The organism is Pseudomonas sp. R84 (genome assembly GCF_009834515.1).
Classification (GTDB): Bacteria; Pseudomonadota; Gammaproteobacteria; order Pseudomonadales; family Pseudomonadaceae; genus Aquipseudomonas.
Genome location: NZ_CP019426.1, coordinates 2051385 through 2068780 on the forward strand (window position 1 = coordinate 2051385; position 17396 = coordinate 2068780).

Here is a 17396-nt window from a genome sequence, read left to right on the forward strand (position 1 = left end):
TCTTCCTGACACCTTTCACACCAGGCCTTGGCAGCGGCTCTAACTTGGGGCTACTCTGCAAGCGAGATCAGCGAACGGATCGCTAAGGTCTGGTCTTGTCAGCTACATGCTTGTTCCCGCGTGCAACCACGTTGCCGTAGTACTTTGGCCAGAGGCCCGGGGCGGGAATACGGAAAGTCTATCCATCTATGCGAGGGGGACGATTCATGAGCACAGCCTATCAAGAAGACATCAGCAGCAATGTTCTGCGCCGCATGAAAGAAGGCGGTTTCGATTTTTCCCGATTCCATCCCATCGAGTTCTACGCAATTTTCCCGGACGAGGAGCGGGCGCGCAGGGCGGCAGGCAAATTTCGCGGTGAATCCATCAATGCTCAGGTCAGCGTGCGTGATGACGGTGCGTGGGCGCTGGAATTGAGCAAAGTGATGTACGCGACGTATGACGATATCGGCGACTTCGAGCAGGGATTCTCTGCCGTGGTTGAACCTTTGGGCGGCATCATCGAAGGCTGGGGCGTGAAGCAGGAGGTGCGCAATCGCCACCGTTTGAACTGATCTCTGATTTCAATGGTTGAACAACGGCTGACCTTCGGGTTGGCCGTTGTCGTTTCCGGCGTACGCAAAGCGCCGTGGCAAAACCCTGAAACAAGAAACCGAGGCAAAAAAGAGCCACCGGAGAGGGTGGCTAAAAGGGAAGACCGACAAGGAGAGGAAACCGGTCAGGGTTACAGCGGGGCGGGCTGCGAGGGCAGTCCAGATCAGTTGAGCTGGCGACTTCGCGGCGCTGTGCACGCGGAAGTTTTGCAGCGAATGCGCGGATTATCCGCAGGCAGCGCCGGGCAGTGAAATCAACTCTGACTATGCTGGTGATAGGCGATGCAGTGCGTCGCAATGAAGCGGGGGCAATCCGGTTGGGGCATTTGCCGCACAGGAATGGTGCGGTGCCTGCGGCGTGTATTTCCAACCGATTGAAATCAAAGCGTTTATGCCGATGGCACGGGCCTTGCGAAGGCCTGTATGTCCGGGTGACAAGGAGTACGGCATGATCCGCACCTATTTTGATGAGATGTACGATGCCGGCGGCCAGGTTCGCCCGCATTATCGGGAGTTCGCCCGCTGGCTGGCCGACACGCCTGACGAACTGCTGGCTCAACGGCGACGCGAGGCCGATCTGCTGTTCCATCGCGCCGGCATTACCTTCACGCTCTACGGCGACGAGCAGGGCACCGAGCGCCTGATTCCTTTCGACACCATTCCGCGCAGCATCCCTGCCAGTGAATGGCGGATCGTCGAGCGCGGCTGCATCCAGCGCGTCAAAGCGTTGAACATGTTTCTCGCCGACCTCTATCACGAGCAGCGCATCATCAAGGCCGGGATCATTCCCGCCGAACAGGTGCTGGCCAACGAGCAATACCAGTTGGCGATGCAAGGCCTGGATCTGCACCGCGATATCTATTCGCACATCTCCGGCGTCGATCTGGTGCGTGATGGCGACGGCACGTATTACGTGCTCGAAGACAACCTGCGCACGCCGAGCGGCGTTAGCTACATGCTCGAAGACCGCAAGATGATGATGCGCCTGTTCCCGGAGCTGTTCGCCGCCCAGCGCATTGCGCCGATCGATCACTACCCGAACCTGTTGCTCGATACCCTGAAAAGCTCAAGTCCGATCGATGACCCAAGCGTGGTGGTGCTGACGCCGGGGCGCTTCAATAGTGCGTTCTTCGAGCACGCTTTTTTGGCGCGGGAAATGGGCGTGGAGCTGGTCGAGGGTGCGGATCTGTTCGTGCGTGACGACAAGGTTTTCATGCGCACCACTGACGGCCCGAAAGCGGTGGACGTGATCTACCGCCGCCTCGACGATGCGTTCCTCGATCCACTGGCGTTCAATCCTGATTCGATGCTTGGTGTGCCGGGGCTGCTGTCGTCCTATCGCTCGGGCAACGTGGTGCTGGCCAACGCCATCGGTACCGGCGTGGCGGACGACAAATCGGTGTATCCGTTTGTCACCGACATGATCCGTTTTTACCTCGACGAAGAACCGATCCTGAAGAACGTGCCGACCTGGCAATGCCGCAACCCGTCTGAACTTTCCCATGTCCTGGCCAATCTTCCAGATCTGGTGGTCAAGGAAACCCAAGGCTCGGGTGGTTACGGGATGTTGGTGGGGCCAGCATCGACGAAGGCCGAAATCGACGCCTTCCGCGAGCGCATCAAAGCCAAGCCGCACGCATACATCGCGCAACCGACGCTGTCGCTGTCGACCTGTCCGACCTTTGTCGAAAACGGCATCGCCCCGCGCCATATCGACTTGCGTCCATTTGTCTTGTCCGGGCGCGAAACCCGCGTGGTGCCTGGCGGTTTGACCCGTGTGGCACTGCGCGAAGGCTCCCTGGTGGTGAATTCCTCCCAGGGCGGCGGAACCAAGGACACCTGGGTGGTCGAGGATTGAAGGAAGCTTGCCATGTTAAGTAGAACTGCCTCGGATCTGTATTGGATGTCGCGTTACCTGGAGCGGGCGGAAAACCTCGCACGGATGCTCGACATCAGTTATTCGCTGTCGCTGATGCCGCAGGACGGCCGTGGTGACGGTCTGCACGAACTCGCCATGCCGCTGCTCATCACTGGCACCCTCGACGATTATCTGGAGCGTCACGGCGCGCTGCATGCCGAACGCCTGCTGCACTTTTTTGCCCTCGACGCCGCCAACCCGGCGAGCATTTACAGCTGCCTCGGCGCGGCGCGGGCCAGCGCCCATGCGGTGCGTGGGCGCATCACGGCGGATATGTGGGAGAACATCAATTCGACATGGTTGGAGATTCGCGGGATCGCCGAACAGGGTCTCAGTCGCTATGGAATGAGCCGTTTCTGCGAGTGGATCAAGGAACGTTCACACCTGTTCCGTGGTGCGTCGTACGGCACGATCATGCGCAACGATGCGTTTCGTTTCATTCGTCTCGGGACGTTTATCGAGCGCGCGGACAACACCTTGCGACTGCTCGATGCCCGTTATGAAATGGCCGGTGATCAGGCCGAAGCGGTCAGCGACGGCACTGCCCACGCCTATTATCAGTGGAGTGCCTTGCTGCGTGCGTTGTCTTCCTTTGAGGCCTACACCGAAATCTACCGCGATGCGCCCGGCGCCCGTCACGTCGCCGAGTTGCTGCTGTTGCGCGCCGATGTACCGCGCTCACTGCGTGCCTGCACCGAAGAGATTGATCAGATCCTCGCGCAACTGCCCGGTGCCAACGGTCGTCCGGCGCAACGTCTGGCGGCAGAGATGGACGCGCGCCTGCGTTACACCGGCATCAACGAAATTCTCGAGGAAGGCCTGCACGCCTGGCTGACCGAATTCATCCCGCTGGTGCGCCAGTTGGGTAACGCCATTCACAGTTCATACCTGGAGGCTGCATGAGACTTTCCATAAGCCACGAAACCACCTATCACTACGAAGATCAGGTGCGGGCGAGCATCCAGTACCTGCGGCTGACACCCCACGACAGCGAGCGTCAGCACGTGTTGAGCTGGCAGCTCGACCTGCCGCGCCCGGTGCGTGCGCAACTCGATCCGTTCGGCAATATCCTGCATGTGCTGACCATGGATGAACCGCACGAAGCGATCATCATCGGCGCGCGCGGGCAGGTTGATATCGACGAACTGCGCGAGGCCGAGCATGAGAGCCAGTCGGCGCTGCCGTTCCTGCGCTTTACTCGCTTGACCGAGGCGGACGAGGCCTTGCGCGCGTTTGCCGAGAGGTCCTGCAAGCAACGGCGGGATCGCACCGCGCTGATTGATCTTATGCACGGTTTGAATCAACACATGACTTACACGCCGGGATCCACCGAGGTCGATACCAGCGCCGCTGAGGCCTTCGCCGGGCGTGCGGGTGTTTGCCAGGATCATGCTCACGCGTTTCTGGCTTGTGCACGTAGTCTCGGGATTCCGTCGCGTTATGTGTCGGGGTACTTGTACAGCGAGGATTGCGAACATCTCGCCAGCCACGCCTGGGCAGAAGCATGGCTGGATGACGCCTGGTACAGCTTTGACGTGACCAATCAACTGGCGCGGCCGGAGCGGCACTTGAAACTGGCGGTGGGTCTGGATTATCTGGATGCCTGCCCGGTGCGCGGCATGCGCCGGGGCGGCGGGTGTGAGCAGATGCACGCGAAGGTATTTGTCTCGCCGACGCCAGTCATCTCCGTACAACAACAGTAAACGCCGTACTCCTGTGGGAGCGAGCCTGCTCGCGATAGCGGTCTGTCAGTTACAAATGTGCTGACTGATACACCGCTATCGCGAGCAGGCTCACTCCTACAAGGAAATGTGCTCAGGGCTTAACTTTGCGTCCGGCCATGTGCTGGAGATACCCCACAAGCATTTCCAGATCCCCCTCCGGCAACACCTCTACCGAAAACCCCGGCATCTTCGCCTGCGGCCACTGACGCAAACTCTGCGGATCACGAATGTAACGCTTGAGGAAATCCGCGCCGAAGTACTCGGTCGGGTTATACGGAATATTCAGATCCGGCCCGAACTGCGCATCCCCCGCACCGTTCAACCGGTGACACGCCAGACAGTTTTTCTGAAACAGCGCAAATCCCAGGTTCACAGGGTCATCCGCTTTCAACGCAGAATCCGGTAGCAGGGCAGGAAAGCGCTCGGCCACTGGTGCCATGCGCTTGATGCTCGCGACCTGGAATGGCCATTGCTCCGGGCTGATATTGCCGGCTTGCGGATCGCTCCAGACCAGATAGAACGGCCCGGCGCTGTGCTTGCCTTCCGACAGTGCTGGCCACGGCTGCGCCGGATCTTCGATGGCCAGCCAGGCCCGTGCGCCGTCGCGGTTAAGCAGTGGCGCAGCGGCCAGTTCTGCAGCAAACCCGTCCAGTGCCACCGCTTGCAGATGATCTTGCGGTTTTATCCCGGTCAGCAGCGCAGCCACAGGCACGACGCGATAGGTCATGTCCTTTTTATAGGACACATCGTTTTTGATCGTGAGGGTTTGCACTTGAGGATGCTTGAGCAATTCCTCGGTCTGCCAGGTGCGGCTGTTTGTACCCAGTTGTAAGTTCAACTGAGCGGCAGACAAGGGCATGCTCAGCAGCATGGCCCCGAACACAATGAGCGCTTTCAAATGATCGCCGTCCATGTCGTGGGAGTGCGCCAAGGTTGGCACAGCCACGCTGGCCCGGGTAGCGGGCCAGTCACATTTTCAGTGGCGATAAACAGCACCTGCCGCTCGATTCAGCCGATGACCTTGGTCAGATTCGGCAAAATCAACAACAGCGTCGTGGCGAAAAGAATGAGCCCTGCTTGACGAACTTTCGGTTGTTTGAACATGGCTTGACCGCCTTTATTGTTATTTCCTGATGCTTGCCTGCATATCCATGACGGCGAGCGCTGCACTTCCTGTTGAAGAACGTAGGCCTCGGCAAAACCCGACGACCCTGACGTACATGTACTACCTTAGGGCCCGCGTCACGCTTGCCTTAGATCCATTTCATATGGAGTTACTGAAAATCGCGATTAAAAAAGCATGAGGCGTATTGCCAGCTTCTTTGCCGCCCGCTGGCTAGACAACTCGCTGACCTGAACCGGTTCACCCGGCCTTTGATGACCGTCCGTCTGAGCGTGTGCGTCAAGTGTATTGAGCACTGTGGTCATTGAAACGATGACGGCTTGGGCCAAGAGTGAAGGTACAAGAAATCACTCACCGCACAGGTTCGAGGACGACATGACCCAAGCTTTGATATTCGATGCGTTACGCACGCCCCGTGGCAGAGGCAAGGCCGATGGCGCCCTGCACAGCGTCAAACCGGTGAATCTGCTGGCCGGTCTGCTGACCGCGCTGCAAGCGCGCACCGCGCTGGACACCAGTCAGGTCGATGACGTAGTGATCGGCTGCGTGACGCCGATTGGCGATCAAGGCTCGGACATCGCCAAAACCGCCGTGCAAGTGGCCGATTGGGACGTCAGCGTCGCGGGCGTGCAGATCAACCGTTTCTGCGCCTCGGGACTCGAAGCGGTCAACCTCGGCGCAATGAAAGTGCGTTCGGGCTTCGAAGACCTGGTGGTGGTCGGTGGTGTCGAGTCGATGTCGCGGGTGCCGATGGGCAGCGATGGCGGCGCCTGGGCACTGGACCCGCAGACCAACCTGCACAGCCACTTCACCCCGCAAGGGGTTGGCGCTGACCTGATCGCCACGCTGGAAGGCTTCAGTCGTCAGGACGTCGATGCCTACGCCTTACACTCGCAACAGAAGGCCGCGTGGGCCCGGGCTGACGGCTCGTTCAACAAGTCGCTGGTGCCGGTGCAGGACCAGAACGGCATCATCCTGCTCGATCATGATGAGCTCATTCGTGCCGAGTCGACTCTGGAAGGCTTGGGCAAGCTCAAGCCGAGTTTCGAAATGATCGGGCAGATGGGCTTCGACGCCACGGCGTTGCGGGTCTACAGCCATGTCGAGCGAATCAATCACGTGCACACACCGGGTAACAGTTCCGGGATCGTCGACGGTGCGGCGCTGATGCTGATCGGCTCAGAAGCGAAGGGACGGGCGCTGGGCTTGCAACCTCGGGCGCGCATCGTCGCCACGGCGGTCACCAGCACCGACCCGACCATCATGCTCACCGGCCCTGCGCCGGCGACGCGCAAGGCACTGGCCAAGGCCGGGTTGCGCGTTGAAGACATCGATCTGTTTGAGGTCAACGAAGCGTTCGCTTCGGTGGTGCTGAAGTTCATCAAGGACATGGCAGTCGACCCCGACAAGGTCAATGTCAACGGCGGCTCCATCGCCATGGGCCACCCGCTGGGCGCGACCGGTTGCGCGATCCTCGGTACCTTGCTCGATGAGCTGGAAGCGCGACGCCTGCGCTATGGCCTGGCGACGCTGTGCGTCGGCGGCGGCATGGGCATTGCGACCATCATCGAACGCCTCTGAGCCCGAATCCAAGGAACCTTGTTATGAGCGAAGCCATTCGTTACGAAAAAGGCCAGGACGCTATCGTCGTGCTGACCATCGACATGCCGGGCCAGAGCGCCAACACCATGAACGCTGTGTACCGCGAGGCCATGGCCGCTTGCGTTGCCCGTCTGGTGACTGAAAAAGACCAGATTGCCGGGGTCATCATCACCTCGGCGAAGAAAACCTTCTTTGCCGGCGGCGACCTTAAGGAGCTGATCAAGATCGGCAAGCCCGAAGCCAAAGCCTTCTACGACATGGTGCTGACCCTCAAAGCGCAGTTACGCACCCTGGAGACCCTTGGCAAACCGGTGGTCGCGGCGATCAACGGCGCGGCGTTGGGCGGCGGTTGGGAAATCTGCCTCGCCTGTCATCATCGCGTGGCGCTGGACGATGCATCGGTGCAGCTCGGTCTGCCGGAAGTGACTCTCGGCCTGTTGCCGGGCGGCGGCGGAGTGGTGCGCATGGTGCGCATGCTCGGGATCGAGAAAGCGCTGCCGTATTTGCTCGAAGGCAAGAAAGTACGTCCGCAACAGGCGTTGCAGGCGGGGTTGATTGATGAACTGGCGGCGGATCGCGATGAATTGCTGGCCAAGGCGCGCGCCTGGATCGTTGCCAATCCGACGGCAGTGCAGCGATGGGATGTGAAGGGTTATCAGATTCCGGGCGGCACGCCGTCGAATCCGAAAGTCGCGCAGATGCTGGCGATTGCGCCGTCGATTCTGCGCAGCAAGACCCAAGGGACAATGCCGGCGCCGGAGAAAATCCTCTGCGCGGCAGTCGAGGGCGCTCAGGTCGATTTCGACACCGCGCACCTGATCGAAACCCGTTACTTCACCGAACTGACCACCGGGCAGATCTCGAAAAACCTGATCGGCACGTTCTGGTTTCAACTCAATGAGATCAACGCCGGTGGTTCGCGGCCGCAGGGCTTTGCGCCTTATAAGACGCAAAAGGTCGGCGTGCTTGGCGCTGGGATGATGGGCGCGGGGATTGCGTTTGTCAGTGCTTCGTCGGGTATTGAAGTGGTGCTCAAGGACGTCAATCTGGCTGCCGCCGAAAAAGGCAAAGCACATTCTGCGGCGTTGCTGGACAAGAAAGTCGCTCGCGGACAGATGGATGCTGCGAAGCGTGATGAGGTGTTGGCGCGGATCAAGCCGTGCGAAAGTGATGCGGACCTCGCGGGATGCGATCTGATCATCGAAGCGGTGTTCGAAGATCGCGATCTCAAGGCTAGGGTTTCCTCTGCCGCCCAGCAAGTGGTTGGCGCCGAAGCCGTCATCGCTTCCAATACTTCGACGTTGCCTATCACCGGTCTGGCAAAGGCTGTGCCTGATCCTGGCAAATTCATCGGCCTGCATTTCTTCAGTCCGGTGGAAAAAATGCCGCTGGTGGAAATCATCAAAGGGGCACAGACCACCGATGAAACGCTTGCCCGAGGTTTTGATTTCGTCCTGCAAATCAAGAAAACCCCGATCGTCGTCAACGACAGTCGCGGCTTCTTTACTTCACGCGTCTTCGGCACCTTCACCAACGAAGGCATCGCCATGCTTGGCGAGGGCGTGAGTGCGCCGATGATCGAAACCGAGGCGCGCAAGGCCGGCATGCCGGTCGGGCCTCTGGCGATCTCCGACGAAGTTTCCCTCAGCCTGATGAGCCATATCCGTCAGCAAACTGCCAAGGACCTACAGGCAGAAGGGAAATCGCTGATTGAGCACCCGGCCTTCGCCGTGATTGACTTGCTGCTCAATGAATACAAGCGCCCGGGCAAAGCGGCGGGTGGCGGCTTTTACGATTATCCGGCCGGTGGACAGAAACATTTGTGGCCCGAACTGGAGGCGCGTTTCGAGCAGGTCGACGGGCAGATTTCGCCCAAAGACGTGCGTGATCGACTGTTGTTTGTGCAAGCCATCGAAACCGTGCGCTGCGTGGAAGAGGGCGTATTGACCTCGACGGCGGACGCCAATATCGGTTCGATCTTCGGCATCGGATTTGCGCCGTGGACCGGTGGCGCCTTGCAGTTCATCAACCAGTACGGGGTGAAGGATTTCGTCGCTCGCGCGCAGTATCTGGCCGAGCAGTATGGCGAGCGTTTCGCGCCGCCAGCGTTGCTGCTGGATAAAGCGGCAAAAGGTGAAATGTTCTAAGGGCAACGAGCATTCCGGGGCTTGCCTTGCCAGGGTGTTTCAAGGCAGGCTCTGGGGTGTTCATTATTCCCATCACGTGTCAGGTATTTTTTATGTCGCTACGCATCTGCATTCTGGAAACCGACATCCTGCGTCCAGAGCTGGTCGATCAATATCAGGGTTACGGGCAGATGTTCCAGCGCCTGTTCTCACAGCAACCGATTGCCGCCGAGTTCACCGTCTACAACGTGATGCAGGGCGAATACCCAAGCGACAACCAAACCTTCGACGCGTACCTGGTCACCGGCAGCAAGGCTGACTCGTTCGGTACTGATCCGTGGATCCAGACCCTCAAGGAATACCTGCTGACTCGTTACGAGCGTGGTGACAAACTGCTCGGCGTGTGCTTCGGCCATCAACTGCTGGCGCTGCTGCTCGGTGGCAAGAGCGAGCGCGCCACGCAAGGTTGGGGTGTTGGCACCCACAATTACAAACTGGCAGCCAAGGCGCCATGGATGAGCCCGGTACGCGAAGAGTTGACGCTGCTGATCAGCCACCAGGATCAGGTCACAGCGCTGCCGGAAAACGCGACGGTTATTGCATCCAGCGATTTCTGCCCGTTCGCGGCCTATCACATCAACGATCAGGTGCTGTGCTTCCAGGGGCATCCGGAATTTATCCACGATTATTCGCGGGCGCTGCTGGATCTGCGTCAGGAAGCGTTGGGTTCGCAGATCTACACCAAGGGCGTGGCCAGTCTTGAGCAGGAACACCATGGTGCGACGGTTGCGGAGTGGATGATGCGTTTTGTGGCGCATAAGCCAGAAACTGTCTAAGGCCAAAAAGCTTCGCGAGCAGTCTCGCTCCCACATTGGATGTTCGGTGCGCCATCGATCAGTGTGGGAGCGAGCCTGCTCGCGAATGTTCCAGACAACTCGGTCTGCGCTACAACCACCCGGACTTCTTGAAGCTCGCCCACAAACTCACACACCCCACCGCAATAAACCCCAGCACCCCGAAGTAACCGTAGTGCCAGCTCAACTCCGGCATGTTCTGGAAGTTCATCCCGTAAATCCCCGCCACCGCCGTCGGAAACGCCAGGATCGCCGCCCAGGCAGCAAACTTGCGCTGCACCACGCTTTGCCGTGAAGCCTCGAGCAACACACCGATCTCGATGGTCTGGCTGGCGATGTCGGCCAAAGTGCTCAGGTCTTCCATCTGCCGCGTTACGTGGATCTGCACATCGCGGAAGTACGGGCGCATGTTCTTGTCGATAAACGGGAAACTCAGTTTCTGCAGTTCCTCGCCAATCTCCACCATCGGCGCCGCGTAACGGCGCAGGCGCACGACATCGCGGCGCAAGCCATGCAGCTTCTGAATGTCGCGTTCGTTCAACGCGCTACACAACACGTTGCGTTCCAGTTCATCGATTTCGGCATGAATGGCTTCGCCCACCGGTTGGTAGTTCTCGATGACGAAATCCAGCAGCGCATAGAGTACGAAATCTTCTCCATGCTCCAGCAGCAGCGGACGCGCCTCACAACGTTGGCGGACATGCGCGTAGGACGCCGAGTGACCGTTACGCGCGGTGATGATGTAGCCCTTGCCGGCAAAGATGTGCGTCTCGATAAATTGCAGAACGCCGTTTTCGCGGATGGGCGAATAGGTGACGATAAACAAAGCGTCGCCAAAGGTTTCCAGCTTCGGTCGGCTATGTTTTTCCAGGGCATCTTCAATGGCCAGTTCGTGCAGGTTGAACTGACGTTGCAGATTGGAAAGCTCTTGAGCGTCCGGCTCTTCCAGGCCGATCCAGACAAAGTGACCGGTTTTCGCGGCCCAGGCAGCGCCTTCGTCGAGGGTAATATTGGTGACTTTCTTGCCTGCGCTGTACACCGCAGCAGCAACAACTCGACCCATGGTGGTGATTCACTTCTTCTTGGCAGGTGGCAGGGAATACACGGCTTCAGCTTAGCCGTGTCGTTGCTTGAGAGTCAGTGAAATCTGTACAGTTCACCGGGCAAAAGAAAACCCGCACAGGGCGGGTTATCTTTTCAGGCGGCTTGCAGTTGCCGATCCATCGACTCAATGCACTCGCGCATCTGTTCGCGGCACTGATTGATGAGCATGGGCATGTCATCCATGGTCAATCCGGCTGTAGGAATCGCCGGCAGCGAGCGTATGAGGATTTTCCCGCTACGCCAGCGATTCAGACGCATGTGCTTGATGTAACTGCTCACGCAAACCGGAACGATCGGTACACCGGCGGCAATCGCCATCTGGAACGCGCCTTTCTTGAAGGGCAGCAATTCTTCGCCGAGATTGCGCGTGCCTTCCGGAAACACCCAGATCGAGGTGTCTTCGTTCTGCAAGGTATTGGTGGTGGTCAGCATCGACTGACGTGCTTTGTGCGCATTGCCACGATCGATCAACACATTGCCGGCCAGCCAGAACAGTTGTCCGAACAGTGGCACCCACTTGAGGCTCTTCTTGCCGATGCACACGGTACGGCGTGGCACGACGTTGCCGAAAACGAACAGGTCATAGTTGGACTGATGGTTGGCGATGATCACGCAGCTATCGGGTTTGTTCAGCAAACCGCTGACATCGGATTTCACTCGTAAACGCAAAATACACATCGCTGGTAGCGCATAGAGGCGGGCGCACAGACGGCTGTTGTCAGGATTGAACGGGCGGCAGATCCCGAGAATCACCCCGAGCACACCGGCCAGAATAAAGTGCAGGCCCATCAATAACATACGAAACACGAACAGCATTTTCAGGCCCCACCGGGACAAAAGGTGGCGCAGTGTACGGATGTGCACTGTTTTCGGCAATTGCCACTATAGAGTCCGGAGATAGCCGATGTTTAAGCGCATGTTTCCGAATTGATGATCAGACCTGTCCTAGAGCTGTTGCAGACTTTTAAACCATATGTGCAAGTAAAAGCCCGACACGACGGTCGGGCTTTTCGTTACGTTCTTGAATCCAGGCTTAACCCAGATGCTCCTGATCCTGGATGATCGCGTTATCCAGCGCTTCCAGCAGTGCCTTACGGACTTTCAACTTGGTGTTCTTGTGCGCGAGCATGTTGATCTTCTTCAGTTGGCGCGCAGCGGCGAGGGCGGCGCCTTGCAGCTCCTCGGCGGAAACCACCTTGTCGAGAAAACCGGCATCCACGGCGCTTTTCGGATCGAACATCTCGCCGTTGATTACCGAGCGGTGAAATGCCGAGCGACGCAGACGGTCACGCGCCAACTCGATACCAGCGTGGTGCATGGTCATACCGATCTGCACTTCGTTCAGGCCGATGCTGAACGGGCCATCAACACCGATGCGGTAATCGGCAGACAACAGAATAAACGCGCCCTTGGCCACGGCATGACCCGGGCAAGCTACGATCACCGGGAACGGGTGAGAGAGCAGACGACGGGCCAGCGTCGAACCGGCAGTCACCAACGCTACCGCTTCTTTAGGGCCGGCTGTCATCACCTTCAGGTCATAGCCGCCGGACAAAATCCCTGGCTGACCGGTGATGATCACGATGGCACGATCCGTTACCGCCTGATCCAGCGCCGCGTTGAATGCCACAATCACGTCCGGAGAAATGGCATTGACCTTGCCGTTGCTCAAGGTCAGGGTCGCGATACCGTCTTCGAGGTGGTAGGAAATCAACTCACTCATGACGCTATTCCTTGTAAGAAAGATCGGCAGACGTTACCCACCGTCGCAGGCCAGGTAAAGCGCCGTGACTGACTCGCCAGTCACCGTTTCCCGGCCCACCCAGCGTAACGAGGCATTGCGCTTCTATATAGAAGGGCCGCGCCCACCGAAGATTGGCCGGTTTGCCATGGCCCGCCGGTGGGCAAAATGGTTTTTTCTCTTAACCGCATGAAAATTCTGAAAAAAAGTTTGCCATCGCAAAAGCTTTCGACTACATTAGCGCGCCTCGACAGACAGAACATGTTTGAAGAGATACGGTGAAGTGTCCGAGTGGCTTAAGGAGCACGCCTGGAAAGTGTGTATACAGGAAACTGTATCGAGAGTTCGAATCTCTCCTTCACCGCCATATTCAGTACACAAAACCCCTGATTTCGAAAGAAGTCAGGGGTTTTGTGGTTTCTGGCGTCCGGATTTTATTGGCTGCGGCTTGAATTCCGCTTTGAGCTATTACAATCGCGGATTTATTCATCCATATAGGCACGACATTCCATGATTATTTCCACCACGCACGCAATTGAAGGTCGGCAGATCACCGCATACCTGGACATCGTCAGCGCCGAGTCGGTGCAGGGCGTCAATGTGATCCGTGACATGTTTGCCGGTATGCGCGACTTTTTCGGCGGGCGTTCGCAGACGCTGGAGCGGGCGTTGAAGGAGGCGCGTATTCAGGCGACTGAAGAGATCAGGGAGCGCGCGCGTGCTCTGCAAGCTGATGCGGTGGTCGGAGTGGATTTCGAAATCAGCATGCCCGGCGGCAAGGGCGGGATGGTTGTGGTGTTTGCGACGGGTACAGCGGTGAAGTTGCGCTGAGTTTGTTGGGCGGTGTGTGAGCCCATTCAGAGATTGAACGGGCTCAGTCTTTCTGTGTAATCAGCCTTGTGGCTTGAGGAGCACGGTGCCTCTTTCGTCATAGGTCAGTGGTGTATCAATGGCGACCAGAGGGGGTGTATCAGAAGGCGGGATGGGTTCGACTGGCTTGCTGGGATGGTAAATGACCCCTGGTTGCAGAACCGGTGTATCCGGATCTGGATACTTGATGGTGATTTCACCGGAAGCGATCTTTTCCTTGAGTTTTTCAGCGCCAGCCTTGCCGGCTGCGATCTGTTCGTCCGTGAGTTTTACGACAGGCATATTCGGGAATCCGTTGATTTGCATGTTCTCTCCTTGAGATTCATTTGTATGAAAAAGGGCAACGGCCTGTCTCTGCAATTCTTTAGCGGTGTAGGACCAATGGCACTACATCGCGTTGAGTTTTTGTAGGCCATTCGTCGGGCATCAGGAGATCTGAATAACAAGTCCAGGAATGACCAGCTAGTCTCAAAAACGTTGGAGGTCGATATTTTTTCAGGCGAATGGGTTTTTGCCGGTGTCGACCGGTGGCGAAGGGGCGATGGTATGACTGATCCGTATATCGAAGACGATGGCGCTGAATTTTCCTTCAATAACTGTGTACGGTGCGGTCAGACCGAGTACCAGTCAGGCTTTGGCGAGGACCGGGTGCAGACCGGCAAGATCAAATCCACAGCACCGAAAGGACCGAAGGCAAAATTTCTACCCAAGGTCAGCGCGCGATCCAGAAAATAATCTGTCACTGCATAACCCCGTCATTGAACGGGGTTTTTTATGGCTGATTGAGTGAGAGACATGTCCTACTCAGTTCGGCGGCAAATGCAGTGGGCTTTCACAAACTTTTCACGTCTACCGCGGTAGGGTGAAGCCATCCGTTAGAAAGCAAGTCTCCAGCCCGTCTCCCCAGCGGGCTTTTTTTTGCCTGTCATAAAACCTTTTGCAGAATCGCTGTCCAATCGGCGCCGAGTACGCGAAGCCTCTGATTTCGGCTGGACTTTTGCGCAGCGACGGCATTAAATCCCGGCCCTTTTTGTCATCCCAATTTTTGAGGTTTTCGTCATGCGTTTAACACTGCCTGCTCTGGTTCTCGGGCTTCTGGTTGCTCAAGGTGCAATGGCTGCTGGCGATGGTACTGCTGCGCTGGGCGGTGGTCTGGGTGGCGCGCTGGGTAATGTCGTCGGCCAGAAAATGGGCGGCAGCACTGGCGCGGCAATCGGTGCTGGCGTAGCAGGCGCGGCGGGCAGCGCAATGGCGGCACGCAAGGGTAGCCGGACCAAAGCGGCCATTGGCGGCGGTGTTGGTGCAGCCGGTGGTTCGGTGATCGGCAACAGCCTGGGCGGCAGAACCGGCGCCACGATTGGTGCAGGCCTGGGCGGCGCAGCTGGCGGCGCGGTGGGCAGCAACTTGTCCAAAGGTCACAAGCGTCACTGAGACTGATTGTTTGTCCGAAAAAGCCCGGCTTGATGTCTAATGCTGTTCACTTAAGCATTTGAATCCTCGCCGGGCTTCTTCGAAAATCCGATGTCAGATCTCTGGCATCGGATTTTTTTATGTCTGTTCAACAGGACTTGCTCGACCTCGGCGACCTTTTCAACTTCTGTGACTTGAGTACTTTCACTCAAAATATTCCCATCGAGTGGGTTGCGTCTGCGCTGGATCTGTCTAGCCAGGCCACTATCCGGCGGCGTCGCTTGCCTGCCGACCAAGTGCTCTGGCTGGTGCTCGGCATGGCATTGTTTCGCGACGAGCCCGTTCATGAGGTCGCCCGACGTTTGAACATCTGCGCCCAAGGTCTGGCTTCTGACCATCTGTTGGCCCGTAGCGGTGTGACCGAGGCCCGCAAGCGGCTGGGGGCCGACCCGGTTGAGTGGTTGTTTCGCAAAACGGGTACTCAATGGGGCGCGCAGCGCTATCCCGATGATGCCTGGCAGGATCTGCAAGTATTTGCAGTCGATGGTGCGCTTCTGCGCACGCCGGATACGCCGGAGTTGCGAGACCATTTCGGTTCTGGAAACACCTCGACCGACCGCCAGACTCCCTTTCCCATGCTGCGCCTGGTGGCGCTGATGAATGTGCGTTCACACCTGATCCTGGATGCACAGCTTAGCCCTTACCGACGCAACGAAATGCGTCTGGCCGATGAGTTTTTGCAGCAGATCCCCGACCACTCCGTGACGCTGTTCGATAAGGGATTCTGGAGCGCCGATCTCATGCTCAGCCTGAGCGGCGACGGCAACCAGCGCCACTGGCTGATTCCGGCAAAAAAGGGATTGGTTTGCGAGGAGATAGCCCGTTACAACCAGCACGACCGTTTGGTGCGTATGAAAGTGTCGCCGCAAGCCAGAAAGCGAAATCCGACTCTTCCCACACACTGGGAGGCGCGTGAAGTCAGTTATGAAATTCAAGGCAAAGTAAAAACAGTCATGACGTCGTTGCCGGCCAAGATCTACAGCACCAAGTCTGTTGCCAAGCTTTATCAGGAGCGCTGGGAAATCGAATTGGGCTTCAGGGATATCAAAAGCTCAATGCAGCAAAACGCAATGACCTTGCGCAGCAAAAAGGTCGATCTGATCTACCAGGAAGTATGGGGGTTGTTGCTGGCTTACAACGTGATTCGTCGGGAGGCAAGTCAGGCAGCAGTGGCGTTTGGTCGAGCGCCGTCGGACGTCCGTTTCAAGCCGGTTTGCCAGTACATCGCCGTGCAGTTGATCGTGATGGCTGCGGCCAATCCTGTTTCAGCGACGGGTAGACGGTTGGCGGAACTTAGAAAAGGCGTTGGCGGGTTGTTTCTGGATCACCGCCCAAGGCCTTCGAGGCCAAGGACGGTGAAGAGCTCAAAAACCCGGTTTCCGGTGGACCGTAAGGCTGCTCCGCTTAAGTGAACAGCATTAGGCTTGATGTCGGGCTTTTTCATGGCTGAACGTTTTTCCCGTTTGCGTCTCCAATCTCACATAGGCCCATGTCTGGGCGGACTGTCCCGCTTCGGGAACTGTGAGGTTCATATGCGCTTGTCATTATCTGCACTGTTTTTCGGTTTGCTGGTAGCACAAGGGGCGATGGCCGCTGGTGATGGCACCGCCGCTGTGGGTGGCGGCCTGGGCGGCGCGCTCGGCAATGTGGTCGGTGGACAACTCGGTGGCAGTACTGGCGCGGCGGTAGGTGCGGGTGTTGGCGGCGCGGCCGGCAGTGCCGTCGGGGCGAATAAGCGTAATCGCACCGAAGCTGCCATTGGTGGTGGTCTCGGCGCGGCGGGTGGCTCGGTCGTCGGCAACAGCCTCGGCGGCTCAACGGGTTCGACCATTGGCGCAGGGTTGGGCGGCGCGGCGGGTGGTGCGGTCGGTAATAACCTCGGTGACGATGGTGGCTCTCATTCGGGCGGCGGTCATAAACACAAGAACAAACATAAAAACCGCCATCATTGATGGAGGTTTGAACAGAAACCCGGCTTTTTGCCGGGTTTTTTGTATTTGCTCGTCAGACACCGGAACGATTGGCCGTAGGGCTTTTCGAACGTCATACACGCCATGAGATGATGAGGTTTGCCATGACTCCCGAAACTGAAGGCAAGGAAGAGAAAGGTTCGAGTGGACTGCCGTTTATCAATGACCCGGGGAATGAGGATCCGGGGTCGTTGATGGATGATGCCACGGTGCCGTTGAATGATTCGGATGAGGCGGATATGGAGTATGAAGAGGATGAGGATGAGGATGAGCAGTGAACGCTTGTCTTCAAACCGAACCT

The 17396-nt window shown here is 57.9% G+C and carries 18 protein-coding genes and 1 tRNA gene; 14 read left to right on the top strand and 5 right to left on the bottom strand.

Annotated elements, in window-relative coordinates; all coding sequences use genetic code 11:
- Positions 1-206: 206 nt before the first annotated feature.
- The 4 genes from PspR84_RS09295 (at position 207) to PspR84_RS09310 (ending at position 4214) form a co-directional block, all read left to right on the top strand.
- A complete protein-coding gene (locus PspR84_RS09295) occupies positions 207-554 on the top strand; it encodes a ribonuclease E inhibitor RraB (protein WP_007914059.1) in 348 nt (115 codons plus the stop codon).
- A 487-nt stretch (positions 555-1041) separates the two neighbouring features.
- Complete coding sequence (locus PspR84_RS09300; protein ID WP_007914061.1) at positions 1042-2451, top strand: circularly permuted type 2 ATP-grasp protein; 1410 nt, start codon at positions 1042-1044, stop codon at positions 2449-2451.
- A gap of 12 nt (positions 2452-2463) precedes the next feature.
- Positions 2464-3414: an alpha-E domain-containing protein gene (locus PspR84_RS09305; RefSeq protein WP_016982907.1), complete on the top strand. Its 951-nt coding sequence runs from the start codon at positions 2464-2466 to the stop codon at positions 3412-3414.
- Positions 3411-4214 (top strand): transglutaminase family protein, encoded by an 804-nt coding sequence (locus PspR84_RS09310; RefSeq protein ID WP_102901166.1) that lies wholly within the window; start codon positions 3411-3413, stop codon positions 4212-4214. Before PspR84_RS09305 ends, PspR84_RS09310 begins: the two co-directional genes overlap by 4 nt.
- A gap of 112 nt (positions 4215-4326) precedes the next feature.
- On the opposite strand, the gene PspR84_RS09315 is transcribed toward PspR84_RS09310, so the two are convergent.
- Complete coding sequence (locus PspR84_RS09315) at positions 4327-5148, bottom strand: cytochrome c (RefSeq protein WP_160060064.1); 822 nt, start codon at positions 5146-5148, stop codon at positions 4327-4329.
- A gap of 585 nt (positions 5149-5733) precedes the next feature.
- Here PspR84_RS09315 and PspR84_RS09320 point away from each other — a divergent pair.
- The 3 genes from PspR84_RS09320 (at position 5734) to PspR84_RS09330 (ending at position 9922) form a co-directional block, all read left to right on the top strand.
- On the top strand, positions 5734-6939 hold the full coding sequence (locus PspR84_RS09320) for an acetyl-CoA C-acetyltransferase (protein ID WP_160057017.1): 1206 nt from the start codon (positions 5734-5736) through the stop codon (positions 6937-6939).
- A 23-nt stretch (positions 6940-6962) separates the two neighbouring features.
- Positions 6963-9107: a 3-hydroxyacyl-CoA dehydrogenase NAD-binding domain-containing protein gene (locus PspR84_RS09325; RefSeq protein ID WP_160057019.1), complete on the top strand. Its 2145-nt coding sequence runs from the start codon at positions 6963-6965 to the stop codon at positions 9105-9107.
- Between the two features lie 92 nt (positions 9108-9199).
- Positions 9200-9922, top strand: coding sequence for an amidotransferase (locus tag PspR84_RS09330; RefSeq protein WP_160057021.1), 723 nt, complete (start codon positions 9200-9202; stop codon positions 9920-9922).
- A 109-nt stretch (positions 9923-10031) separates the two neighbouring features.
- Here the strand turns inward: PspR84_RS09330 and PspR84_RS09335 are convergent, their stop codons facing one another.
- The 3 genes from PspR84_RS09335 to PspR84_RS09345 all read right to left on the bottom strand — a co-directional run bounded on the left by PspR84_RS09335 (position 10032) and on the right by PspR84_RS09345 (position 12767).
- Positions 10032-11003: a magnesium and cobalt transport protein CorA gene (locus tag PspR84_RS09335; RefSeq protein WP_134175048.1), complete on the bottom strand. Its 972-nt coding sequence runs from the start codon at positions 11001-11003 to the stop codon at positions 10032-10034.
- A gap of 134 nt (positions 11004-11137) precedes the next feature.
- Positions 11138-11860, bottom strand: a complete 723-nt coding sequence (locus tag PspR84_RS09340) for a 1-acylglycerol-3-phosphate O-acyltransferase (protein ID WP_077571798.1) — start codon at positions 11858-11860, stop codon at positions 11138-11140.
- A 217-nt stretch (positions 11861-12077) separates the two neighbouring features.
- Positions 12078-12767 carry a crotonase/enoyl-CoA hydratase family protein gene (locus PspR84_RS09345; protein ID WP_160057023.1) on the bottom strand — a complete coding sequence of 230 codons (690 nt, stop codon included), beginning with the start codon at positions 12765-12767 and terminating at the stop codon, positions 12078-12080.
- Between the two features lie 295 nt (positions 12768-13062).
- Here PspR84_RS09345 and PspR84_RS09350 point away from each other — a divergent pair.
- Positions 13063-13152, top strand: a tRNA-Ser gene (locus tag PspR84_RS09350).
- Between the two features lie 143 nt (positions 13153-13295).
- On the top strand, positions 13296-13616 hold the full coding sequence (locus PspR84_RS09355) for a YbjQ family protein (RefSeq protein WP_016985528.1): 321 nt from the start codon (positions 13296-13298) through the stop codon (positions 13614-13616).
- A gap of 60 nt (positions 13617-13676) precedes the next feature.
- Here the strand turns inward: PspR84_RS09355 and PspR84_RS09360 are convergent, their stop codons facing one another.
- Positions 13677-13961, bottom strand: coding sequence for a hypothetical protein (locus PspR84_RS09360; protein WP_160057025.1), 285 nt, complete (start codon positions 13959-13961; stop codon positions 13677-13679).
- Positions 13962-14201: 240 nt separating this feature from the next.
- Between PspR84_RS09360 and PspR84_RS09365 the strand changes: the two genes are divergently transcribed.
- From PspR84_RS09365 to PspR84_RS29465, 5 genes are all read left to right on the top strand, one after another.
- Positions 14202-14390, top strand: a complete 189-nt coding sequence (locus tag PspR84_RS09365) for a hypothetical protein (protein WP_095050941.1) — start codon at positions 14202-14204, stop codon at positions 14388-14390.
- 324 nt (positions 14391-14714) lie between these two features.
- Positions 14715-15086, top strand: coding sequence for a glycine zipper domain-containing protein (locus PspR84_RS09370; RefSeq protein ID WP_016983669.1), 372 nt, complete (start codon positions 14715-14717; stop codon positions 15084-15086).
- Between the two features lie 119 nt (positions 15087-15205).
- The gene (locus tag PspR84_RS09375) at positions 15206-16537 is read left to right on the top strand and encodes an IS4 family transposase (RefSeq protein ID WP_160057027.1); all 1332 of its coding nucleotides are present in this window, start codon (positions 15206-15208) and stop codon (positions 16535-16537) included.
- A gap of 120 nt (positions 16538-16657) precedes the next feature.
- The gene (locus tag PspR84_RS09380; RefSeq protein ID WP_007914081.1) at positions 16658-17077 is read left to right on the top strand and encodes a YMGG-like glycine zipper-containing protein; all 420 of its coding nucleotides are present in this window, start codon (positions 16658-16660) and stop codon (positions 17075-17077) included.
- Positions 17078-17199: 122 nt separating this feature from the next.
- Positions 17200-17373 (top strand): hypothetical protein, encoded by a 174-nt coding sequence (locus PspR84_RS29465; RefSeq protein ID WP_174244440.1) that lies wholly within the window; start codon positions 17200-17202, stop codon positions 17371-17373.
- Positions 17374-17396 lie beyond the last annotated feature (23 nt).